This is a genomic window from Pseudophaeobacter sp. 1A09344, from assembly GCF_041008745.1.
Classification (GTDB): domain Bacteria; phylum Pseudomonadota; class Alphaproteobacteria; order Rhodobacterales; family Rhodobacteraceae; genus Phycobacter; species Phycobacter gallaeciensis_A.
In genome coordinates, this window is the sequence record NZ_JAXGFS010000004.1 from 108,963 (window position 1) to 131,702 (window position 22,740).

General features: G+C 61.1%; 17 protein-coding genes. 9 read left to right on the top strand and 8 right to left on the bottom strand.

Annotation, left to right across the window (positions count from 1 at the left end):
• Positions 1-5 precede the first annotated feature (5 nt).
• Positions 6-1,799 (bottom strand): O-linked N-acetylglucosamine transferase, SPINDLY family protein, encoded by a 1,794-nt coding sequence (locus SM765_RS08440; protein ID WP_274833710.1) that lies wholly within the window; start codon positions 1,797-1,799, stop codon positions 6-8.
• A 236-nt stretch (positions 1,800-2,035) separates the two neighbouring features.
• Here SM765_RS08440 and SM765_RS08445 point away from each other — a divergent pair, with 236 nt between their 5' ends.
• The 5 genes from SM765_RS08445 to SM765_RS08465 all read left to right on the top strand — a co-directional run bounded on the left by SM765_RS08445 (position 2,036) and on the right by SM765_RS08465 (position 5,938).
• Positions 2,036-3,181, top strand: coding sequence for an acyl-CoA dehydrogenase family protein (locus SM765_RS08445; protein ID WP_274834238.1), 1,146 nt, complete (start codon positions 2,036-2,038; stop codon positions 3,179-3,181).
• A gap of 8 nt (positions 3,182-3,189) precedes the next feature.
• Positions 3,190-4,230 (top strand): enoyl-CoA hydratase/isomerase family protein, encoded by a 1,041-nt coding sequence (locus SM765_RS08450; protein ID WP_274837124.1) that lies wholly within the window; start codon positions 3,190-3,192, stop codon positions 4,228-4,230.
• Positions 4,231-4,233: 3 nt separating this feature from the next.
• Positions 4,234-5,106, top strand: coding sequence for a 3-hydroxyisobutyrate dehydrogenase (mmsB, locus tag SM765_RS08455; RefSeq protein WP_274833716.1), 873 nt, complete (start codon positions 4,234-4,236; stop codon positions 5,104-5,106).
• Between the two features lie 134 nt (positions 5,107-5,240).
• Positions 5,241-5,432 (top strand): YgaP family membrane protein, encoded by a 192-nt coding sequence (locus tag SM765_RS08460; RefSeq protein ID WP_065270379.1) that lies wholly within the window; start codon positions 5,241-5,243, stop codon positions 5,430-5,432.
• A 191-nt stretch (positions 5,433-5,623) separates the two neighbouring features.
• Complete coding sequence (locus SM765_RS08465; protein WP_274837125.1) at positions 5,624-5,938, top strand: excinuclease ABC subunit A; 315 nt, start codon at positions 5,624-5,626, stop codon at positions 5,936-5,938.
• Positions 5,939-5,968: 30 nt separating this feature from the next.
• Here SM765_RS08465 and uvrA read toward each other — a convergent pair whose 3' ends face one another.
• The 7 genes from uvrA to SM765_RS08500 all read right to left on the bottom strand — a co-directional run bounded on the left by uvrA (position 5,969) and on the right by SM765_RS08500 (position 18,861).
• Positions 5,969-8,830, bottom strand: a complete 2,862-nt coding sequence (gene uvrA, locus SM765_RS08470; protein WP_274837126.1) for an excinuclease ABC subunit UvrA — start codon at positions 8,828-8,830, stop codon at positions 5,969-5,971.
• Between the two features lie 94 nt (positions 8,831-8,924).
• Positions 8,925-10,100, bottom strand: a complete 1,176-nt coding sequence (locus SM765_RS08475) for an MFS transporter (protein WP_274837127.1) — start codon at positions 10,098-10,100, stop codon at positions 8,925-8,927.
• A gap of 142 nt (positions 10,101-10,242) precedes the next feature.
• A complete protein-coding gene (lpdA, locus tag SM765_RS08480) occupies positions 10,243-11,637 on the bottom strand; it encodes a dihydrolipoyl dehydrogenase (protein ID WP_274837128.1) in 1,395 nt (464 codons plus the stop codon).
• Positions 11,638-12,011: 374 nt separating this feature from the next.
• A complete protein-coding gene (locus SM765_RS08485) occupies positions 12,012-12,590 on the bottom strand; it encodes a DUF924 family protein (protein WP_274834249.1) in 579 nt (192 codons plus the stop codon).
• 139 nt (positions 12,591-12,729) lie between these two features.
• Positions 12,730-14,004: an MFS transporter gene (locus tag SM765_RS08490; protein ID WP_065270385.1), complete on the bottom strand. Its 1,275-nt coding sequence runs from the start codon at positions 14,002-14,004 to the stop codon at positions 12,730-12,732.
• A gap of 205 nt (positions 14,005-14,209) precedes the next feature.
• Positions 14,210-15,280: a tRNA preQ1(34) S-adenosylmethionine ribosyltransferase-isomerase QueA gene (gene queA / locus SM765_RS08495; protein ID WP_274837129.1), complete on the bottom strand. Its 1,071-nt coding sequence runs from the start codon at positions 15,278-15,280 to the stop codon at positions 14,210-14,212.
• A 65-nt stretch (positions 15,281-15,345) separates the two neighbouring features.
• Positions 15,346-18,861, bottom strand: coding sequence for a YhdP family protein (locus SM765_RS08500; protein ID WP_274834252.1), 3,516 nt, complete (start codon positions 18,859-18,861; stop codon positions 15,346-15,348).
• 47 nt (positions 18,862-18,908) lie between these two features.
• Between SM765_RS08500 and SM765_RS08505 the strand changes: the two genes are divergently transcribed.
• The 4 genes from SM765_RS08505 to SM765_RS08520 all read left to right on the top strand — a co-directional run bounded on the left by SM765_RS08505 (position 18,909) and on the right by SM765_RS08520 (position 22,491).
• Positions 18,909-19,370 carry a peroxiredoxin gene (locus SM765_RS08505; protein WP_274829238.1) on the top strand — a complete coding sequence of 154 codons (462 nt, stop codon included), beginning with the start codon at positions 18,909-18,911 and terminating at the stop codon, positions 19,368-19,370.
• Positions 19,371-19,560: 190 nt separating this feature from the next.
• A complete protein-coding gene (locus tag SM765_RS08510) occupies positions 19,561-20,415 on the top strand; it encodes a ferritin-like domain-containing protein (RefSeq protein WP_274837130.1) in 855 nt (284 codons plus the stop codon).
• Positions 20,416-20,630: 215 nt separating this feature from the next.
• Complete coding sequence (locus SM765_RS08515) at positions 20,631-21,965, top strand: M23 family metallopeptidase (RefSeq protein ID WP_274829235.1); 1,335 nt, start codon at positions 20,631-20,633, stop codon at positions 21,963-21,965.
• Positions 21,955-22,491, top strand: coding sequence for a bactofilin family protein (locus SM765_RS08520; protein WP_065270389.1), 537 nt, complete (start codon positions 21,955-21,957; stop codon positions 22,489-22,491). Before SM765_RS08515 ends, SM765_RS08520 begins: the two co-directional genes overlap by 11 nt.
• Positions 22,492-22,740: the final 249 nt, after the last annotated feature.

The following is a 22,740-nucleotide window of genomic DNA, read 5'->3' on the forward strand; positions in this document are numbered from 1 at the left end:
CTCTGTCAGTTCAGGGACAGGTGCTTGGGCTTGTATCCTTCCTCATAGCGCAGGATTGCCTTTTCCATCAGGTTCTCGAAGTCGCGAACATACTGCTCCGAGTCATACAGCGGAGTGGTCCAGAGATTGTCCTTGAGACGCTGTTTAATCTCGTTCAGAGCCTCACGATCCGTCGCTAGTTTGTACGCTAGGTCGTAGTACTCCTCTTTTGTCTCGGTCACCAGATCCGGGCACCCTATTGCGGTGACGATGCTGGCTGCGACACGTGCAGCGAACTGTTTGCCAGCCTTGGTCACGATTGGCAGCCCGGACCAGACCGCCTCACTTGCGGTGGTATGGGCGTTACAGTTGAACGCATCCAGGAACAGATCTGCCCGCCCCATCCGGCTCACGTGTTCTACCATGGAAACCCTTGCCGCGAACACCAGCCGTTCGGGTCCGATCCCGCGTGCTTTCGCCTCCCGTAGCAGGTTCTCCTGAATGGTGATGGTCGGCGCAAAAAGCCAAAGCACACTGTCCGGCACATTGTGGAGAAGCTTCGTCCAGACATCGAACTCGGCCGGTGTGACCTTGTTCGGGTTGTTAAGGCTGCAAAACACAAACGCATCTTCCGGAAGCCCCAGTTCAGCGCGAGTAGGCATATCCGGCGAATGCTCCCTTGTGTTGTCATTCACCTGATAACAGTTGGGCATATAGAGAATTTTTTCACTGAAGTGCTGACGCAGCGATGGCGGCACCGTAATTTCATCCCCAATGAAATAGTCCATCGTCGGCAAGCCGCTCGTTCCCGGATAGCCGAGGAAAGCAACCTGAACCGGCGCCACCCGCTCTGCAAATGCAGCCAGCCTGGCGCCTTTCGTATAGGTTTTCATGTCGATTGCGATGTCGACGCCATCCTTGCGCGCCAACTCAGCCATTTCATGATCACTGATATCGCGCACGTTGTGATAGATATCCGCGCTCTCTTCCACTTGCAGTCGCACGGCACTATTTCCAGAACTGCCATAGTCATAGATAATAACCTCAAAGCGCTCACGATCTATTAGATCGAAAAACCGTCCCATCAGGAGCATTGTGGCGTGATCCCTGAAGTCGTCGGAAAAGAAACCGATCCGGATTTTCCGTCCGTGAACGCTGGTCCGGGAGAAACGCTTGTTTTCCTTAATCCGTTTCATCAAATCTCTACACCGCGCTTTGACGCGCACCTTGTGCAACGCCGGATCGTCCGTCAGACCCAAAAGCGTAAATGGCTGCACATCAAGGGGACACCTATCGCCCAAGCGCAAAATCTGCGGCAGCCGGTCAAAGAAACTCCAGTCGCTGTCCTTCATACTGTTATGAGCCCAGTTATAACCAGAATAGGCATCACTCGGATCGGTATTATGTGCTGCCTGGAAAAAACCTTTGGCATCGTGGGAGTTCCCCATGAGCCCCAGCAGGCTTCCGATCGAGTTCAACACTTGAGTGTCCAGCGGGTTGACACCCATGGCAGTCATGTAGGTTAAAAGCGCGTTATCCTTATCATCCTGCTGCAGGTAAACATCGCCTGAAAGCCGAAGAAGGACAATGTCTTCGGGATAGATCGACAGAGCCTCGTCAAGCATGGCACGTGCGGCGTTGTAGTCGAGCGAGACCACCAGATCCATCGCGTCGTCAATGTACTTCCGCGCAGTTTTTACGGTGCCAGCCTGACTGCCTTGCTGAAATCCAGCCTTCTTTTGCGTTTCGAACATCGCCAACCCTGCTGTTACCGACTGATTCGACGCGTTTTTCTGAAATTGGAAATCGAATTTTGACATGGATCTCTTCCGAAGTTCTGACAGTTCTATGATACCGTTCGCCGGCACATGGGCGTGTGTGCACTCTATGGCCGCGGTTCCTAAGAATTGGTTTCCGAAATCAAAATTCGCCTTAAAGGTGTGCCGCGGCCATTCCTGCAGCACGGCTTTGCAATTGCACAGCTTGCTCTGAGAGGCGCCTGCGGATAAGTAAATAAACAACCGTTCAATTCACACCGCGCCAGGGAGGACACGACGTGGATTTCGCTTTGACAGAAGAACAGACCGCCATTTTTGACATGGCTCATGCCTTTGGTCAGGACAACATCGCCCCCTTTGCCCGCCAGTGGGAAGCTGAAGGCACCATTCCCAAAGATCTGTGGCCCAAGGTCGGTGAGTTGGGCTTTGGTGGGCTTTACGTCAGCGAAGAAGGCGGCGGATCCGCTCTGACGCGTCTTGACGCCACGCTGGTGTTTGAGGCACTTTCGATGGCCTGCCCCTCGGTCGCGGCCTTCCTGTCGATCCATAACATGTGCGCCAAGATGCTGGACACCTTTGCCAGCGACGAAATGAAGGCCCGCGTGATGCCCGACGTTCTGACCCTCAACACGGTGCTCTCCTACTGCCTGACGGAACCCGGTTCGGGGTCCGACGCGGCGGCGCTGAAAACCCGCGCTGAAAAGACCAACGAAGGCTACACCCTGAACGGCACCAAGGCCTTCATCTCGGGCGGTGGCTATTCCGACGCCTATGTCTGCATGGTGCGCACCGGCGAGGATGGCCCCAAGGGGATCTCTACCGTCTATGTCGAAGACGGCACACCGGGCCTGTCCTTTGGTGGGCTTGAGGACAAGATGGGCTGGAAGAGCCAGCCCACCGCCCAAGTTCAGTTCGACGACTGCAAGATCCCCGCGAACAACCTTGTCGGCGAAGAAGGCAAGGGCTTCAAATACGCCATGATGGGCCTTGATGGCGGACGCCTGAACATTGCGTCTTGCTCGCTCGGTGCTGCGCAGACCGCGCTCAACATGACCCTGCAGTACATGAGCGAGCGCAAAGCCTTTGGCCAGTCGATCGACCAGTTCCAGGGGCTTCAGTTCCGCCTTGCGGATATGGAGATTGAACTGCAGGCCGCGCGCACCTTCCTGCGTCAGGCGGCGTGGAAGCTGGATCAGGGCGCACCGGATGCGACAAAGTTCTGCGCCATGGCCAAGAAATTCGTCACCGAAGCGGGATCGAAGATCGTCGATCAGTGCCTGCAACTGCACGGTGGTTATGGCTATCTGGCGGATTACGGCATCGAGAAACTGGTGCGTGATCTGCGGGTGCACCAGATCCTTGAGGGCACCAATGAGATCATGCGCGTGATCGTGGCCCGCCACATGCTGTCTGAAAACCGCTGAGGCCGGGGATGAGCGATATCGACATTCGCGTGACCGGCTCAGCGGGCCGGATCACCCTCACCCGCGAAAAAGCGCTGAATGCCCTGTCCTATGACATGTGCATGGCCATTGATGCGGCGCTGAAGGACTGGGCAACCAATGATGCGGTCAAAATCGTCGTCATCGATGCAAGCGGTGAAAAGGCCTTTTGCGCTGGTGGTGACATTGCCGAGCTTTATGCCACCGGCACCAAGGGCGATTACGGCTATGGGCGCACCTTCTGGCGCGACGAATACCGCCTGAACGCGCGGATCTTTGAATACCCGAAACCTGTGGTCAGCTTCCTGCAAGGCTTCACCATGGGCGGCGGCGTCGGCATCGGCTGCCACGGCACTCATCGCATCGTCTGCGAGAGCAGCCAGATCTCCATGCCCGAGACTGGCATCGGCCTGATCCCCGACGTGGGCGGCACGCTGATCCTGGCGCTGGCGCCGGGGCGCTTAGGCGAATACCTCGGTCTGACTGCGGGCCGGATGAAGGCCGCCGACGCGATCTACGCCGGTTTTGCCGACCACTATATCCCGCAGGAGAAATGGCCCGGGCTAATCACCGCGCTGGAGCAGGACGGCAACCCCGATATTCTGGCAAACGCCGCCGAGGCCGCGCCCGATGGCACACTGGAGTCCATGCAGGGTGATATCGACCGGCTGTTTGCCGGGGAAACCCTGAATGACATCCTCACCGTCCTTGAACAGGACGGCTCGGAGTTCGCCGCCACCGCGCAAAAGCCGCTGATGCGCAATTCGCCGCTGTCCATGGCCGCGACTGTGGAAATCCTTCACCGGCTGCGGGGCGCGACCCTGACCATCCGCAAGGCGCTGGATCTGGAGTATCGCTTTACCTATCGGTCGATGGAAAAAGGCGACTTTCTGGAAGGCATCCGGGCCCAGATCATTGACAAGGACCGCCAGCCCAAGTGGCAATACGCGGACCGCTCCGTGCCAGCCGTTGCCGTCAGCCAGATGCTGATGCCGCTGGGCGCAGACGCACTGACATTTGAGGAGGAGTAACCCATGAAGATCGGATTTATCGGCCTTGGCAATATGGGCGGCCCGATGGCGGCCAACCTGGCCGCTGCAGGCCATGATGTCACCGGCTTTGACATGGCAGAGGTCAAGGTCGAGGGCGTCACCATGGCCCCGTCCGGGGCCGAAGCCGCCAAGGACGCCGATGTGGTCATCACCATGCTGCCCAACGGCCAGATCCTGCGCAGCGTTGCGGATGAGATCATCCCGGCGATGAAAGCGGGCGCGGCCTTCGTGGACTGTTCTACCGTGGACGTGGATTCCGCCCGCGCCGTGGCAGAGCAAGCCGCCGCGGCAGGACTGCTGCCCGTGGATGCGCCGGTTTCGGGCGGCATCGGCGGCGCCGCGGGCGGTACGCTGACCTTCATGGCAGGTGGCTCGGCAGAGGCCTTCGAGAAGGCAAAGCCGCTGTTTGACATCATGGGGCAGAAGGCCGTGCATTGCGGCGATGCGGGCGCCGGTCAGGCGGCCAAGATCTGCAACAACATGATCCTTGGCGTCACCATGATCGCCACCTGCGAAGCTTTTGCCCTTGCCGACAAGCTGGGGCTGGACCGGCAGAAAATGTTCGATGTGGTCTCCACCTCCTCGGGCTACAGCTGGACCATGAACGCCTATTGCCCGGCCCCGGGCGTCGGCCCGCAATCGCCTGCCGACAACGATTACAAGCCCGGTTTCGCAGCCGAACTGATGCTGAAGGACCTACGCCTGTCGCAGCAAGCTGCAGACAGCGCCGACGCGGACACGCCGATGGGCCAGCTCGCACAGGCGCTTTATGCGCAATTCGTCGAGAACGAGGATGGCATGGGCATGGATTTCTCGGCCATGCTGCCCCGGTTCGAAAAACGCAGCCGCGACTAAGGCACAGCAACAGATCAGTTGCCGATCAAATACAGGGGCGGACCGGATGGTGCCGCCCCTTTTCATTGACCCACATCATGTTCGACCGTCCAGACGCCGGGTATTCTCTGCCCATAACGAGGAAAGGACATGCCATGTTTGCAAACAACGTTGGGGGTCTGGACAAGATCCTGCGCATCGTCATCGGCGCATTGCTGATCGTAGGCGCGCTGATGGGCTATGGCTGGTGGATGTGGATCGGCGTGGTGCCGCTGGTGACGGGTCTGCTCGGGACCTGCCCTCTGTATTCCATCCTGGGCGTCAATACCTGCCCGATGAAGAAATAGCGACCGCTGGGGATTTGGTCGACTGGACGCCCGGATTTGGCTGCAATCTGCCGCTTTGATCCGGCCAATCGGCAAGATCAGGCTGAACAACTGCGCCCAGATGGTTTCGCAAGGAAGGCACCGGCTTGGCGCGCTATCCTTTGCGCTGACCGCCAATCACCGATTGGCACAAAGCACAGGAAAGGAACGTCATGCGTTTCATCATCACTGCTGTCATTCTGGGCCTCAGCCTCCCCGCCGCCAGTTTCGCCGCGCCAAAGGGCTGCCCGCCGGGGCTGGCCAAGAAATCCGTTCCCTGCGTGCCCCCGGGCCAGGTAGGCAAGCACCGCGGCCCGCACGCGGTGGGGGACAGGCTGATGAACTACATCATTCTGCGCGACCCCAAGCGGTACAGGCTGGACCCGAGGTACACCTATTACCGCAGCCACGGCTATCTCTATCGGGTCGATCCTGAAACCCGCAAGGTTCTGAACCTGATCGGTGCGGTTGCAGACATCCTGGAATAGTCTGAGCCGCGCCCATAGGGAGAGGCTGCCTTACTCGGCAGCCACCCTGCCCGCTTGCTCCAGCATCGGTTTCAGATAACGCCCGGTATGGCTGCGCGGTTCTGCGGCCACCTGTTCCGGCGTGCCGGTGGCGACGATTTCCCCGCCACCATCACCGCCTTCGGGTCCGATATCGATGATATGATCGGCGGTCTTGATGACATCAAGGTTATGTTCGATCACCACCACCGAATTCCCCTGATCCACCAACTCATGCAGCACTTCGAGCAGTTTTTTCACGTCTTCGAAATGCAGACCGGTGGTGGGTTCGTCCAAGATATAGAGTGTCCGGCCAGTGGAGCGTTTCGACAGTTCCTTGGACAGCTTTACCCGCTGCGCCTCACCGCCTGACAGCGTGGTCGCTTGCTGGCCCACCTTGATATAGCCAAGACCAACCCGCATCAGCGCGTCCATCTTGTCGCGGATCGATGGCACCGCGGCAAAGAACTGCTGCGCTTCCTCGACGGTCATATCCAGCACATCCGCGATGCTTTTGCCCTTGAAGGTGACCTCAAGCGTTTCGCGGTTATAGCGTTTGCCCTTGCAGGTTTCGCATTCAACGTAGACGTCCGGCAGGAAGTGCATCTCGATCTTGATGACACCATCCCCCTGACAAGCCTCACAGCGGCCGCCCTTGACGTTGAAGGAGAACCGCCCCGGCTTGTAGCCGCGCGTCTTGGCCTCTGGCAGGCCCGCGAACCAGTCGCGGATCGGAGTAAAGGCACCGGTATAGGTCGCCGGGTTCGAGCGCGGTGTGCGGCCGATGGGGCGCTGGTCGATGTCGATCACCTTGTCCAGATGTTCCAGCCCCTTGATGGTCTCACACGGCGCCGGGGTCTGCCGCGCCCCGTTGAGGCGCATCGAGGCGGTCTTGAACAGGGTTTCAATCGTCAGGGTGGATTTACCGCCCCCGGATACGCCGGATACGCAGACAAATCTGCCAAGCGGGAATTCGGCTGTCACCTCTTTCAGGTTGTTGCCGGTCGCCTTGACCACCTTGATTTTTTTCTTGTTGCCCTTGCGCCGTTTGGCGGGGATTTCGATTTCCCGCACGCCTGACAAATATTGCCCGGTGACCGAAGCCGCATCGGCGGCGATCTGCTGCGGCGTGCCGTGGCTCACCACCTGCCCGCCATGCACCCCGGCACCGGGGCCGATATCGAACACATAGTCGGCCTGACGGATCATATCCTCGTCATGCTCGACCACGATCACCGTATTGCCCTGATCACGCAGGTTTTTCAGGGTCGTTATCAGCCGGTCGTTGTCGCGCTGATGCAGGCCAATGGACGGCTCATCCAGAACATACAGGACTCCGGTCAAGCCTGAACCGATCTGGCTCGCCAGCCGGATCCGCTGGCTCTCGCCGCCCGAGAGCGTGCCGGAATTCCGGCTGAGCGTTAGATATTCAAGGCCGACGTTGTTGAGGAAACCCAGCCGTTCGCGGATTTCCTTGACGATGGCGCGGGCGATTTCCTGTTTCTGGGTGCTGAGGTGATCCGGCACCTCCTCGATCCAGGCGAGTGCCTCACGGATGGATTTCTGCACCACCTGACCGACGTGAATATCGGCGATCCGCACCGCCAGCGCCTCTTCCCGCAGGCGGTAGCCGCCGCAGGCGCCGCAAGGGCGGTTATTCTGATAGCGTTCGAATTCTTCGCGGATCCAATTGCTGTCCGTCTCGCGATAGCGGCGTTCCATGTTCGGAATGACGCCTTCGAAAACGCGGGTGACGTTATAGACCCGGCCGCCTTCGTCATAGCGGAACGGGATTTCCTCATCGCCCGAGCCATAAAGGAACACCTGCTTCACATGGGCAGGCAGATCCTTCCACGGCGTATTCTTGTCGAACTCATAGTGCTTGGCAATCGCTTCGATGGTCTGAAGGAAGTACGGCGATTTGCCCTTGCGCCAGGGCGCCAGCGCGCCGTCATAAACCTTGAGGCTCTGATCCGGCACCACCAGACGTTCGTCAAAAAACAGCTCCATTCCCAGCCCGTCACATTCCGGACAGGCCCCAAAGGGCGCATTGAAGGAGAACAGGCGCGGCTCGATCTCGGGGATGGTGAAGCCGCTCACCGGGCAGGCAAAGTTTTCCGAGAAGGTGATGCGCTCGGGATCGCCTTCACGCGGAGCCGTTTCCAGAATGGCGATGCCATCCGCCAGATCCAGCGCGGTGCGCAAGCTGTCCGCCAGCCGGGTTTCCAGCCCTTCGCGCACAACGATCCGATCAACGACAACGTCGATGTCATGGCGGAACTTCTTGTCCAGGGTTGGCGGTTCGTCCAGCTCATAGAATTCGCCGTCCACCTTGACCCGCTGGAAGCCCTGCTTCCGAAGTTCAAGGAATTCCTTTTTGTACTCGCCCTTGCGATCCCGCACGATGGGCGCCAGCAGATAGCCGCGCGTGCCCTCCTCCAGCGTCATGACACGGTCGACCATATCCTGCACCTGCTGCGCCTCGATCGGCAGGCCGGTCGCCGGGCTGTAGGGCGTCCCTGCCCGCGCGAACAACAGGCGCAGGTAGTCGTAGATTTCGGTCACGGTGCCAACGGTAGACCGCGGGTTTTTCGAGGTGGTCTTCTGCTCGATGGAGATCGCCGGAGATAGGCCGCTGATGTGATCCACATCGGGTTTTTCCATCATGTCGAGGAACTGGCGCGCATAGGCCGAGAGCGATTCCACATAGCGGCGCTGCCCTTCGGCATAGATGGTATCAAAGGCGAGCGACGACTTGCCCGAGCCGCTAAGGCCGGTGATCACCACCAATTCGTCGCGCGGAATGTCCACGTCGACGTTTTTCAGGTTGTGTTCGCGCGCGCCGCGCACCTCGATGGACTTCAGCTCAGCCATGGAACCCCCGTTATCCGCGCCCCGGCCTGCACCGGTCGCCCGCCCCTACAGATAGGCAAAGCTTTCCGAGTCTCCAACCTAAAATCGAGAACGTTCAGCGAACATTTGATTTTCTGCGCAGTGCCGCCAGCCAGCCATGCACCAAACATCCGCAGATGAACACAATGACGCCGGTCACGATCATGCCATTATAGCCCGCCAGCCCCAGCACCCAGACCATCAGCGGCGTGCCGATGGTATTGCCAAGATTACCGGCCATGGCGAGGGCGCCATTGGAGCTGGCCTGATCGACCGCCCCGGAATTGAGCTGCGCCACCGAGGCAAAACTCGGTCCCTGCACCAGCCCCAGCGCCCCGGCCAGCGCCAGACAGGCCAGCGGCGCGCCGGGATCGGCCCACATCCAGACCAGCGCCAGCGCGCTGAGCGCAAAGCCCGCCTGGATCAATGGCACTGCATGGATCCGCCGCAGCAGGAAAACCCCCAGCGTCATCGACACTGCGATGCTGGTCAGCGGCATCGCGCCCATCACAAAACCCCGCACCTGCGGCGCCAGATAGGGCGGCAGGACGGTCAGGATCGCAACGAAACAGATGGTGTAGAACAGCCAGCCAGCCGCAGGTGCCGCCAGCCAGGGAGAGCGGAAAATCTCCAGATGCAGACGCGGTAGATCGGCGAACCGGGGTAGCGGCTGGCGCGGCGGCACCGGCACATCGCGCAGCACCCGCAGCAGCAACAAAGCCAGCGCTGCCATGATCACGGCGTGGGTGGCAAACAGCGCCTGAACCCCAGCCATCCGTGCCAGCGGAACGCCAAACCACGAAAGGAACGCAAAGGCTACCGCGAAAAACGTGCTCCACAGCGTCAGCGCCGCGCCGCGGTGCCGATTAGAACTGATCTGGGCAATCAGGGTCGGTGCCGCCACCACCACGCCCAGATGCGACAGGCCTTCGATCACGCGGGTGGCCAGAAACAGCGAGAAAGGCAGATCTAGGCTTTGCAGGGCGGACATCGCAGCGCCGCTGGCCAGGGCCGCCACAAGCGTGCGACGGAAGCCGAAAGAGGCCACCACCATGCCCGCAATGACACCCAGCCCGATCCCGAGGAACCCAACCAGCGAGACCGTGAATCCGATGGCGCTGCCCGCATCCGGAAACAGCTCGGCCATCTCAGCGAAGACCACGCTCACCTTGCCATATTGCGCTGCAGCGCCAAGGCCAGCGCCCCAAATCAGAAGGATCACACTCCAGCGGGTGTCCTGGCTCGGTGTCATGCTGAAATCCCGTCTGAATAGGTCATGATAAATATGCCTCGCCGCAATACCCCGAAACAATTGCAGCGACCAGCCGCTCAATAAAAAACCGCCCAAAGCCGCGAATGGCCTTGGGCGGTGCGTGTGTCACATGTCGCAGCGCTTAGAAGTGAATGGTGCGGTCAAAGGCGTTCAGGACGCTTTCATGCATCATCTCGCTCAGCGTCGGATGCGGGAAGACGGTGTTCATCAGGTCTTCCTCGGTGGTTTCCAGCTGGCGGCCCACCACATAGCCCTGAATGAGCTCCGTCACCTCGGCGCCGATCATATGCGCGCCCAACAGCTCACCCGTCTTGGCGTCAAAGATAGTTTTGACCAGCCCTTCGGGTTCGCCAAGGGCGATGGCCTTGCCGTTGCCGACAAAGGGGAAACGACCAACCTTGATGTCGTACCCCAGCTCCTTGGCCTTCGCCTCGCTGTAGCCAACGCTGGCCACCTGCGGATGGCAATACGTGCAGCCCGCGATGCTTTCTGGCTTGACCGGATGGGCGTGTTTGCCTGCGATCAGCTCTGCCACCATGACGCCTTCGTGGCTGGCCTTATGCGCCAGCCAGGGCGCACCGGCGATATCCCCGATAGCGTAAAGCCCCTCGACGCCGGTGCGGCAGAATTCATCGGTCACCACATGGGTGCGGTCAACGTTGACGCCAAGCGCCTCCAGACCCAGCCCTTCGGTATTGCCAACGATGCCAACGGCCGAGATCACCGTGTCGAATTCCATCTTCTGGACCTTGCCGCCAGCCTCAATATGAGCGGTGACCTTGCCTTTTGCCCGATCCAACTGCTTGACCATGGATTTCTCCATGATCTTCATGCCTTGCTTCTCGAAGGCCTTCTTGGCCATGCCGGAAATCTCGGCATCCTCGACCGGCAGCACCCGGTCCATCACCTCGACCACGGTGGTGTCGGCGCCCAGGGTGTTGAAGAAGCTGGCAAATTCGATGCCGATGGCGCCCGATCCGATGACCAGCAGCTTTTTCGGCATCCGCGGTGCGGTCAGCGCGTGGCGGTAGGTCCAGACCAGATCACCGTCTGCCTCCAGCCCCGGCAGCTCCCGCGCGCGGGCGCCGGTCGCGAGGATGATGTTCTTGGCCGCCAGATCCTCGGTGCCCTTGTCGGTCTTGACCGAGACCTTGCCCTTGGCGGGGATCGTCGCCTCGCCCATGATCACGGTGACCTTGTTTTTCTTCAGTAGATGCGCGACGCCCGAGGACAGCTGTTTCGCCACCCCGCGCGAGCGTTTCACCACCGCGTCCAGATCGTAGCCGATGCCATCGGCGCTGAGCCCGAATTCCTTGGCCCGGTGCATCAGGTGGAACACTTCGGAGGAACGCAGCATCGCCTTGGTCGGGATGCAACCCCAGTTGAGGCAGATGCCGCCCAGGTTCTCACGCTCGATGACCGCGGTCTTGAGCCCCAGCTGGGCTGCGCGGATGGCAGCCACATAGCCGCCGGGGCCTGCGCCGATTACGATCACGTCATAGGTTTGTGCGGCCATGATATCCCTCGCCAAACTGGATCTGAAACTAGTTTACCGTTAAACCAATTTTTTGCACGCCGCAATCTCGCAGTGACAAAAGCCTTTGGGAACGTGGTGGGCATTTTCACCGACCGGTATCCACCGCGAGACCTGCGCGCCGGAACAACCATATGCACAGTCACTGCTACAGGCCACAAAAAATCCCGCTCCAGCGCAGTCATCCCGCGACGACCGTTTCAAGAAGATGTGATCACGGCTGGCCGCATAGAGGGATGGTAAAGGGATTGTCTGGCGCCGAAAGCCCGGCACAGAAAAGGCGCTGTCCGACCGGCCAGACAGCGCCTTTAGAATGTCAGCGTCAGGGATACCCCCTGATAGTCGTTCCCCTCGGTTCAGCTGGCTTGCTGAAAGGTCCGGATCGTGGCGCCATACCCCCCGGCTTCGACGTAGTCGCGCTCCGGTTCGGTGCTGTGGCGCAGCAATGCATCGTTGCGGTAGGGAAAGCGACCGAACTTGCGGATCACGTCGCGATGGGCCCGCGCGTGCAGCAGATTGGACTCACCATATTCGGGCATCCGTTCCTTCAGCAGGCGCACGCAGCGCTCCTGATCGCACAGGTTTTCCGAATGCATCAGCGGCAGATAAAAGAACTGACGCGCAGGTTCATCGATCTTCAGATCCCATTTCTTATTCAGCGCGTTCTTGGCCACTGCCAGCGCAATCTCATCCGAGGCAAAGGCCTGACCTTCACCGCGGAACATGTTGCGCGGGAACTGGTCCATCAGGATGATATAGGCAAGGGTTCCACTGGGATAGGTGAGCCAGAGCGAGAACTTGCCCTCGCAGGCCTCCTCCCAGGCCTTTCCGAACCGTTTGCGGATGGTCGCGTCCAGATCATCATCCTGCACATACCAGCCCTTTTCTCCGACCTCGTCGAGCCAGAATTCAAGGATTTCTTCGGGGCCAACCATCCCATTTACTCCACATGTGTTGCCTACCCCCAAGTTCAGAGGATTTTACCCCCTCATGGCAAGTCATAGAACCGTCACAAATTGCAACAGGAGCGGCAATTGGTGAAATATTGCTCACGTTTCCTGCAGGTTAGCGCAATCACCCGGCCTCATGCGCGGCTTCCTGCTCTTCCATCTCGGTTTCGATGACGTATTCCTGTGCAAATTCGACCGCCACGGGCGAGCCTGTCGGCGCCATCGGCGCGAAGGTGCCCGAATCCTCGGCTGCGATCGAGGCACGCTGCGTCGTCCGATAGAGCGCGTATGCCGCCAGCGCAAAGGTCAGCACCGCCATGATCAGGAAGAATCCCGGAGGGCCAAAGACGCTTTCGCCCATCAGCCAACCGGTGATCAGTGGCCCGGTAATGGCGCCAAGGCCGTTGATGAAGACCAGACCGCCCGAGGCCGCCGCCATATCGTCGTAATCCAGATAGTCGTTGGTGTGGGCGATCAGCAGCGAATAAAGCGGGTTGGTCATCCCGCCGATAAAAAAGGCCGCCAGCAGCAGCATCCAGAAATTCGCGCCCATCGCCATACCCAGAACCGCCGCTGCGCCACTGAAGGCCGCCGCGAACAGGATCACCACGCGCCGGTCCATGCGGTCGGAAATCCATCCCAGCGGATATTGCAGCACCAGCGCGCCGACATAGAAGGTCGCGACGAACAGCGAAATCTGCGGCAAGGTCAGCCCGGCCGAAGCCGCGTAGACCGCGCTCATCCCGAACTGGGCCGAGAAGACGCCGCCCAGCAGAAACATACCCACGCAGCCCAGAGGCGATGCATCCATCAGCTGGCGCAAGGTCATCGGTTTCGTAGTGTCAAAGGCAGGCGTCGGCGAAATCGACAGCAAAATTGGCGCAAAGGACACCGAAATCACAACCGAGGCGATCACAAAGGTCTCATAGCCCGACGGGTTACCAAGCAGCATCAGCGCCTGCGCCGAGACGATGCCCAGCATCTGCACCAGCATGTAAAGCGACAGCGCCTTGCCGCGGTTGGCATTGTCTGCCGCATTGTTCAGCCAGCTTTCAGCGGTGACATACACGCCGGAAAAGCAAAACCCGATCAGCACCCGCCCGGCCATCCAGGCAAAGGGATTGGTGATCGCGGGATAAAGAATCATCACGGCAGAAATCAGCGAGGCCAGCGCCGCAAAGACGCGGACATGGCCGACCCGCCGGATCATCTCCGGCGCCATCCGCGAGCCGCCCAGAAAGCCGACGAAATAGGCGGACATGACAAAGGACATCTGCAACGTCGAGAACCCTTCAAGGTCGCCGCGCACCCCAAGAATGGTGCCCTGAAGACCGTTCCCGATCATCAGCATTCCCATCCCCAGAAGCAGCGCCCATGCGCTTGAGAGTACCTGCAGCATTGCCCGTATCCTTTTGCATCCGCCGCCTGCCCCCGGTTTTGAATCCGGCAGGCGGTGTTTCATTTCGCATCTTCCGCCCTTATCTGCGGATGCGGTGTGTGGAAAGAACTATCGCAGATCGCAGAGACGATTTCATCCCGCCGTCACGTTTACAGCGGAATTCTCTGCATTTTCTGAAGGTCTGGCGCTGGCGATCTGGCGGGGCTCAGCTCTGCCGCGATCCCGCCCCGGAGGGGATCAGAAGCGACGCATCGCCATAGGAGAAGAACCTGTATCCGCTGTCGACGGCGTGGGCATAGATCTGCCGCACGGTCTCCTGCCCCATCAGCGCAGAAACCAGCATCATCAGGGTGGAGCGCGGCAGGTGGAAATTCGTCATCAGCGCATCGGCCACATGGAAGGTAAAGCCCGGGTAGATGAAAATATCGGTCTCCCCTTCCCATGGCGCGATCGCACCGCTGCGTGCGGCGCTTTCGATCAGACGCAGCGCTGTGGTGCCCACCGGGATGATGCGCCCGCCTGCAGCCTTAGTCGCCGCGATCTCGGCGGCAGCTTCGGGGCTGACCCGCCCCCATTCGGCGTGCATCTTGTGGGTGGTCACATCCTCCACCTTGACTGGCAAGAAGGTGCCTGCCCCCACGTGCAGGGTGACATAGCTGAACGCGATCCCGCGATCCTTAAGCGCCTGCAGCAGCGGTGCATCAAAATGCAGCGAGGCGGTCGGCGCCGCTACGGCGCCGGTGTGGCGCGCCCAGACCGTCTGGTAATCGGTCTTGTCCTGCGCATCCGCCGGGCGCTTGGCAGCAATGTAGGGTGGCAGCGGCATGGCGCCCGCCTCGGCCAGGGCCGCCTCGAATTCGTCGCCTTCCAGATTGAACCGCAGGGCGCCCTGCCCGTCGACAACACCCTCCAGCACGGCGCTGAAACCATCGGCAAAACGGATCGTCTCGCCCGGTTTTACCTTTTTCAGGGGTTTCAGCAGGGCATTCCAGGTACCGTCTGCGCCCGGCTCCAGCAAGGTGACTTCGATTCGGGCGGAGGTATCGCCTTGCGCACTGCTGCGATGGCGCTGCCCCGACAGGCGCGCAGGAATAACCTTGGTGTCGTTCAATACCAGACGATCGCCGGGCTGGAACCACTCCGGCAGGTCTGAAACCCGCGCATCGGTAATCCGGTCTCCTTCGGCCACCAGAAGACGGGCCGCGCTGCGCGGAGAGGCAGGGCGGGTTGCAATCAGATCCTCGGGGAGATCAAAGTCAAAATCGCTCAGTTTCATGCGGCGGCATATAGGAGCTTTGTGATGCCTTGGCTATGGCAATCTGCGCCAGATTGCCTGTGTACTCAGCGTTCGCCGGCCTGAGGAGCGGTCGGGGCGGCTGGCACCTCTTCGGGCGCCAATGGCCCGCTGGTGGGCGGCGGCGCGGCGGGGGTCTGCCCCGGCACCTCCGGCGCCCGGCCCCGGAACAGCTCGCGGAAGATGCCCGGCGCCAGGCCCGACAAAGGATTGACCTGCACCTTGGGATCATCCGCCGTGCCCCGCAGCCGGTAGGAAAAGCCGATCAACCCTTCGCCCTTGCGGGTCAGGACGCTGCCGATGGCGTTCAGCACATAGATCGGGGAAATCACCCCCCGCATATCCAGTGCCGTGGTCTCAAGATTGTAATTCCCGTCCATCGACAGACCGATCGACGGCCCCACTGCACTGCTTTCGTGAACGATCAGATGGGTGGCGCCAAGGCGGAACTTTGCTTCGACTTCAGAAAACTGAATCCCCTGCCCGGCGAGTTCATTGACCAGACCCACGAGGCTGATCGCGTTGACCAGCGCTGCCATGGAGGGCGCGTCCTTCACCCGCGTGTTGCGCACGGTCATGCGGCCATCGTATTCGCCCGGCGTGGCTGCAGGCACCAGCGTCATGTCAAAACTGCCGCCCTGACCGTGCCGCAGCACCCCGGCCGAGCGGAAGATCCCGCCGGCATCCTCGGACTTGATCCGCGTCGCCGTGCCGCCCTTGTCCGGGACCACAATACCGCTCAGCGGGGTCTGACCATTCAGCCGCGCGGTGAACTTGCCATTGAAGCCGCCCGCCGTGGAAAACCGCCCCTGAAACCCATTGAGGGCGATACTGTCAGTTACCTGCAGCCGATCAAGGCTCAAGAGGATCGGTCCGGTGCCGCCCGATCCGGAGCCACTGCCGCCGCTGGAACTGGTAAAAGGCACCCGGCGCATATCGATCACGCCGCCGCCAATACGGATTTCCGGTGCCGCCACCCCGCGCCCAACAAATGTCACCGGTCCGCGCAGCCAGCCATCCAGCGACACCGCGCTAAAGGCCGCTCGGTCCAGCCCGCCATCTTCCCGCGTGGTCACGGTGCCCTCGGCCTTCAACCCCGCAGCCTCGACCCGCAGCCGGTCCACTGAAGGCTGCGCCCGCAGCGTTACCACAAGATCCAGAAGACCCGTGTCCGCCTCCGCCTTGCGCCAGCTCAGCGCTGGAATACGCAGGCCGATCCCTTCGAGCGCCGAGCGCAGGTTCAACTCGGGTGGCACCCCGGGCGCAAGGCGGAGCACGAATTCGCCTTGACCGGTCCCAAAGACGGACCCCGTCGGCAAGCCGATATTGAACCTCTCCACCACCGCGTTCGAAAGCGCCACCTTACCGGTGACATAGCTGGTCGGATCGGTACCGGGGCCAACCGGCTGGCGCCATGTTGCCGTCAGCGGCACATCCGACAGGGTCGCAGCACCAGAGAGCTGCACGTGGCTTTGATCCCCCGACAGTTCCAGCCGCTCTGCGGCGACCGGATGTCCCGGGACCAGAACCCCGCTACTGACGCCGGTCACGCTGCCCGTGTAGTGATAAAGGATCTCCTCTGGCGGCACGCCCGCGCGCAGGGGCAGCGACAAGGTTCCGCTGACCTGCACCTGCCCCTCTGCCAGCTTCACCGGCAGCCCCGCCTTGGACATGATATTGAGCGGCGGACGTTCGAGCAGCGACAGCCCCGCCGTTACCGCACCCGAGGCCTTGACCCGGACGATCCCCGGCGCGCCGCCTTTGATCGAAGTGTCGGGAATGATGAAAGACGTGCCCGTCACATCCACAGCGCCACCGTCATCGGCGGTCACCGTGCCCCGGCTGGCGATCACCACCAGACGCGTGCCGTGGATGCTGAAATGGCCATCGGCGCCCCGCACCGGCGGCAGATGCTTCTGAAAGCGCGCATCGACCCCGGAAAAGGTGGTATCTAGATGCAGAAACGGCTTTTCCAGCCCGGCGCCACGCAGCGCCACATAGGCATCGCGGGCAGTGCCTTGATAAAGGTTATCCCGCACCCATTCGCGCGGTTTCGGCGGCGCCGCGGCTGGCCACAATTCCTTGATCCGATCCACCGACATCTGATCCACATGACCGTTCAGCGCATAGGTCCATCCTGCTTCTTCGGCGGAGACCTTGCCGTCGAGCAGGATGTTGGAATCCCCGTCCTGGATCAAAACCTCGCCCAGGGTCAGGCTAAAGGGTTCCGGCTCCAACCGAAAATCCACCCCAACGCCCGCCAGTTCCAGCGGCTGATCGTACAGGTCGCGCGGGTTGAGGCTGAGGTCGGAAAACTGCAACTGCCCGACCAGTTCCGTGAGCCGTCCGTTCTCGATCCCGCTCAGATGGGCGCGCCCCTCCATCGTACCTGAGACCCAGCCGCTTTCGACTTTCAGCTCATCGAACTGCAGGGCCTGCTGATCAGGGTAGTAGGTGAAATAGCTATGCGCGCTTTGGATCGGCACGGGGCGGGTTTCTTCCGACGGCTGGATCACACCACGCCCGATTTGCAAGCCAGCGGAAAGGGTCAGCAGCTCGCCTTCGCTGCCTAGGCCACCGCGGAGCGAGCCGGAAATCGGTGCCCGCAGCGCCTGAAGCCAGCCAAGCGCCGGCGCCTGAACCGCGATATCCTCGCTCGCGATCTCTTCGATCAGGAACCCGAATTCGGCTGAGGCATCGCCGATGTCGGATTTGTAGTTGGCCTCAATGGTGCCGACATACTGCCGCCCGCTCAGCACCGAAAAGCCGCCAGACAACGCCAGCGATCTGCCCTCACGCGCCAGCCGCACGGTGCCGCCGTCCAGTGTCCAGACCCGGTTCAGTCGGCCATCTTCATAGCGCAGCGTCAAACCTTCGGTCTCAACCTCGGACAGCGCCGCAAGGACCGGGCGTTCAAATTGGGTATCCCAGTGTTCGATCAATTGCGGCAGGTCGGATGCTTCGCGGAACGGCGATCCCGCCTCAGAGAGGCTGAGTTCGAACTTGCCATCCGCGCCGCGCCGCAAAGAGGCAAAGAGCCCGCTGAGCCAGATCTTGCGGGGCTGAAACTTGCCACTCAGCAAGGGTCGCATCGCCAGCGACACCTGCGCATCCGCCAGCCGGGCCACCGGCGTTCCATCCGCCTGCGCCAGAGATACATCGCGCAGCCCGAGCCGTGGGCGCCAGCCCTTGTTCACCACAAGGTGGATTTCCCCAAACTCGATCTGAAGACCGCCAAGGCTTTGTTCCAGGCGCGTTTCGACCTTCTGGCGCAGCCATTGCGGCGCATCGATGCGGGTGCCGATCCCGAAATAAACCGCGCCCGCCCCGAGAAAGCATAGGACGGCCACAACGCGCACCACGGCTTTCAGCCGCCGCCAGCGCCGCCGGTCTTTGGGGCGCGCCGCAAGCCCTTCCGCGGCCTCCGCATCAGCTGGACCAGCGACCTGCTCGGCCCGTGCAGCCTCCTGCCCGGACGCCGCCTGTTCGGCAGCCTCGGGTGCCGCGACTTCCTCCGAGTGATCCGCTGACCTCGCGATCTGTGCTTTTCCTTTGCTCGCCATAGCCTATTTATGGCACCCAATGATGCAAAACCAAGCGGAGACCCCATATGCTCGAACCATCCGATCTCGCCCCGATGTTCACCCTGCCCCGTGACGGCGGCGGTGAAATCTCGCTTGCCGACCTCAAGGGACGAGCCGTCGTCCTGTTTTTCTATCCGCGAGATGATACCCCGGGCTGCACCAAGGAATCCATTGGATTTTCAGGCGCTTTGCAGGCTTTTGCCGATGCCGGGGTCGAGGTTTACGGGATTTCCAAGGACACCGTGGCCAAACACGACAAATTCGTTGCCAAACATGAACTGACCACGCCGCTCCTCTCCGATGCCGAAGGCACCACCTGCGAGGATTACGGCGTGTGGAAGGAGAAGAACATGTACGGCAAAAAACACTGGGGCATCGAACGCTCCACCTTCCTGATCGACGCCGAGGGCCGCATCGCGCGGGTCTGGCGCAAGGTCAAGGTGGACGGACATGTTGAGGAGGTTCTGGAGGCCGCCAAAGCCCTGTAACCTGAAACGGATTGCCGCCACACCACCCGGCGCTGCGCAACGCGCAGCGCCGGGCCCAACGGGAGGCGGTCACGTCACAAGTGACCAACGACGGGCGGGAGGTCCCGGCCTTCGTCACAGACAAATCCGTTGCCATGGCGCGCGCCACAGGGCAGGAACGCGGCGCAGCACGAAACCCGACGGAGGCGAGATGACCGACACCCCCAATTCTGAGGCCGGGATGTCCCTGGCCGAAATGGCGATAGAGGTTCTGACCACCGCCGACGGCCGCCAGAAAACCGCCCTTTCCCGCCAGCACGCGGCCCGCTGGTTTGCCTATCGTCGCGGTGAGGCACCCGAGATCCCGGTCGGCACCGCCAGCCCGCCACTGCGCCCGGCCCGGCCCGAAAAGCCGGAACTTCTCGATCCCCGCGACGTGCCAAAACGCAAACCCGGCTCCGAGGCGGGCCGTATCGCGCTGCTCCATGCGGTGGCCCATATCGAACTCAACGCAGTCGATCTGCATTGGGATATCATCGCGCGGTTTTCCCATGTGCCGATGCCCATTGGTTTCTTTGACGACTGGGTCAAGGCGGCGGATGAAGAATCCAAGCATTTCAACTTGATGTGCGATTGCCTTGAAGGCCTTGGCAGCCACTACGGCGCCCTTCCGGCCCATGCTGGCATGTGGCGCGCTGCCGAAGACACCGCCGAGGACCTGATGGGCCGTCTTGCTGTGGTGCCGATGGTGCTTGAGGCCCGGGGTCTTGATGTCACCCCCGGCATGATCAAGATTTTCCGGCAGGCAAAGCTGACCCAGGCAGTGGAGGCCTTGGAGGTGATCTACAAGGAAGAAGTTGGCCATGTCGCCTATGGCTCAAAATGGTTCCATTTCCTTTGCGGGCGCGAGAACCTCGATCCCAAGGATGTCTTTCACGATCTGGTCCGAACCTATTTCCACAGCACGCTGAAACCGCCCTTCAACGAGGAAAAACGCGCCGAGGCCGGACTGCCGCCGGATTTCTACTGGCCGCTGACCGACACCGGCGCACAGCCCGCAGGCTGACAAAGCGGCCGGGCGGCGCGTGACCGCCGCCGCCCTGCTCCTACCCGGCAAATTTCCGCCAATATCCTGCCTTGCAGGCACAAATTCCTTACTGATTGGTCAACAGACTTGCCCAATGAAGCCCGGCTGGCTATTCAAATGGGCCATGGCGCCTGGGCTCACAGGAATGTGAGTGGCCCTGCGCCATGCAATTGGGATGGGACAAGGATCAGCGCGTGCGCACACGTCTGACTATTAAAATTCACGCGTTTCTCGAACGGCATTTCCCCGAACGGCGCGTTTTCCTCAAATCGGATGACGACACCAGATTCATTCGGCTCAGGCCGGAAACACAGCTTATTGCCGTTGCCGGTATCGTTCTTTTTGTCGCCTGGTCGATCATGGCAACAGCCATTGTGCTGATGGACGGGATCGGCGCCGGAAACTTCCGCGAGCAAGCCAAACGCGATCAGATGAACTACCGTGCCCGGCTCAACGCCCTATCGCTGGAGCGGGATAACCGCGCCGAAGAGGCTCTGGCAGCGCAGCAGCGGTTCAACGCAGCTCTGGCGCAGATTTCCGACATGCAGTCCGAATTGCTTGCCTCGGAAACTCGGCGCCGGGAGCTTGAAACCGGCATCGAAGTCATTCAGGCCACGCTGCGCGACACCATGACCCAGCGGGACAAGGCGCGCGATGCCCTTGCCGAATTGCGCAAGGAAACCGAGGAAGACAGCCCGGTCCAGATGATGGCTGCTGTTGCCCCGGTGCAGATGGAGTTCCTCGCCGACGCGCTGGCAGAGACCGCCGCCGAGCGGGATCAGGTCATGGCAGACGCACAATCGGCGCTGGAGCAGCGGGATTCGCTTGAGATGGAAATCAAGCTGATGGACGAGCGCAACAACCAGATCTTCCGGCAGTTGGAAGAGGCGGTTACCGTTTCCGTAGCGCCGCTGGACAAGATGTTCCGCAGCGCCGGTATGCCGCCGGATCGGATCCTGGAGCAGGTGCGCCGCGGCTATAATGGACAGGGGGGTGGTCCCCTCACCCCTTTAGCCCTGTCGACCCGCGGTGAAGAACCCACCGCGGAAGAGCGTCGGGCCAACAGCATTCTCAATGAGTTGGACCAGCTGAACCTTTATCGCATGGCCGCGCAGCAGGCGCCTTTTGCCACGCCGGTGAACCTTGGCCTCGTGCGGCAAAGCTCGGGCTTTGGCTATCGCCGCGACCCTAAGACCGGAGGCCGCCGGCTCCACAAAGGATCGGATTTCGCCGGCCGCACCGGCACAGATATCTACGCCACTGCTGATGGCGTTGTGACCCATGCCGGCTGGCAATCCGGCTATGGCAGGCTGGTCACGATCCGCCATGCCTTTGGTATTGAGACGAAATATGCCCATAACTCAAAACTCCGCGTGAAGGTCGGTCAAAGGGTCTCGCGCGGGGATCACATTGCTGATATGGGTAACACCGGACGGTCCACCGGGACCCACCTTCATTACGAGGTTCGGGTCAACGGAAAACCCGTAAACCCTATGATCTACATCAAGGCTGCGAGAAATGTTTTCTAAGAGCAAAATCAATGAGCCCGGGCCGAAGCAGGCCGAAGCAACTCCGGCGGCTGCAACGCCGAGCGCCCCGCCCTCTGCGCCCGCGAGCGATTACAAGGCCACGCCGCCCAAGGCAAAACCGCCGGCATCCGTGCTCAGCTCCGATCTGCATATCACCGGGAACCTGAAAACCACCGGCGACATCCAGGTTGAAGGCACCGTCGAAGGCGACATTCGCGCGCATCTGCTGACCATCGGCGAAACCGCGACGATCAAGGGTGAAGTTACGGCTGATGACGTGGTGATCAATGGCCGTATCGTGGGTCGCGTGCGCGGCCTGAAGGTCCGCCTGACCTCCACCGCCCGTGTCGAAGGCGATATCATCCACAAGACCATCGCCATCGAGAGCGGCGCCCATTTCGAAGGCTCCGTGCAGCGTCAGGACGATCCGCTGAATCCCGGCGGCAAGAAAGCCGCTCCGGCTGCCGCCGCTCCGGCGCGCCCTGCTGCCGCACCGGCAGGCTCGGCCCCCAGCTCCGACAGCTAAAAGTCACAGGGACCTCTCGGTCGCTGAACTGAATAGAAGACCGTAAACGCCGCAGAGCCCTGCGGCGTTTCGCATTTCAGGGCAAGGTTCAGGTTGTGCTCCTTCCCCTTCCTTCCCAGTTAGCCAAAACGTAACCCACTGGGATACTGCTCCTTTACCTTCCATCATTCTACCGCCATGGTTGATCCTATTATCCGTTCCGAGGCCGCACCTTTCAAACGCAGCCTGGGGCGGGCCTGGTTCATAGGG

What these genes read in the sequence shown, in the direction of transcription:
- SM765_RS08465 (WP_274837125.1), top strand. Translation starts at nt 5,624, where the DNA reads ATGCGTTTCATCATCACTGCTGTCATTCTGGGCCTCAGCCTCCCCGCC.
- queA (WP_274837129.1), bottom strand. Translation starts at nt 15,280, where the DNA reads ATGAAACTGAGCGATTTTGACTTTGATCTCCCCGAGGATCTGATTGCA.
- SM765_RS08475 (WP_274837127.1), bottom strand. Translation starts at nt 10,100, where the DNA reads ATGACACCGAGCCAGGACACCCGCTGGAGTGTGATCCTTCTGATTTGG.
- SM765_RS08510 (WP_274837130.1), top strand. Translation starts at nt 19,561, where the DNA reads ATGACCGACACCCCCAATTCTGAGGCCGGGATGTCCCTGGCCGAAATG.
- uvrA (WP_274837126.1), bottom strand. Translation starts at nt 8,830, where the DNA reads ATGGCTGAGCTGAAGTCCATCGAGGTGCGCGGCGCGCGCGAACACAAC.
- mmsB (WP_274833716.1), top strand. Translation starts at nt 4,234, where the DNA reads ATGAAGATCGGATTTATCGGCCTTGGCAATATGGGCGGCCCGATGGCG.
- SM765_RS08450 (WP_274837124.1), top strand. Translation starts at nt 3,190, where the DNA reads ATGAGCGATATCGACATTCGCGTGACCGGCTCAGCGGGCCGGATCACC.
- SM765_RS08520 (WP_065270389.1), top strand. Translation starts at nt 21,955, where the DNA reads ATGTTTTCTAAGAGCAAAATCAATGAGCCCGGGCCGAAGCAGGCCGAA.
- SM765_RS08440 (WP_274833710.1), bottom strand. Translation starts at nt 1,799, where the DNA reads ATGTCAAAATTCGATTTCCAATTTCAGAAAAACGCGTCGAATCAGTCG.
- SM765_RS08505 (WP_274829238.1), top strand. Translation starts at nt 18,909, where the DNA reads ATGCTCGAACCATCCGATCTCGCCCCGATGTTCACCCTGCCCCGTGAC.
- SM765_RS08490 (WP_065270385.1), bottom strand. Translation starts at nt 14,004, where the DNA reads ATGCTGCAGGTACTCTCAAGCGCATGGGCGCTGCTTCTGGGGATGGGA.
- SM765_RS08485 (WP_274834249.1), bottom strand. Translation starts at nt 12,590, where the DNA reads ATGGTTGGCCCCGAAGAAATCCTTGAATTCTGGCTCGACGAGGTCGGA.
- SM765_RS08460 (WP_065270379.1), top strand. Translation starts at nt 5,241, where the DNA reads ATGTTTGCAAACAACGTTGGGGGTCTGGACAAGATCCTGCGCATCGTC.
- SM765_RS08500 (WP_274834252.1), bottom strand. Translation starts at nt 18,861, where the DNA reads ATGGCGAGCAAAGGAAAAGCACAGATCGCGAGGTCAGCGGATCACTCG.
- lpdA (WP_274837128.1), bottom strand. Translation starts at nt 11,637, where the DNA reads ATGGCCGCACAAACCTATGACGTGATCGTAATCGGCGCAGGCCCCGGC.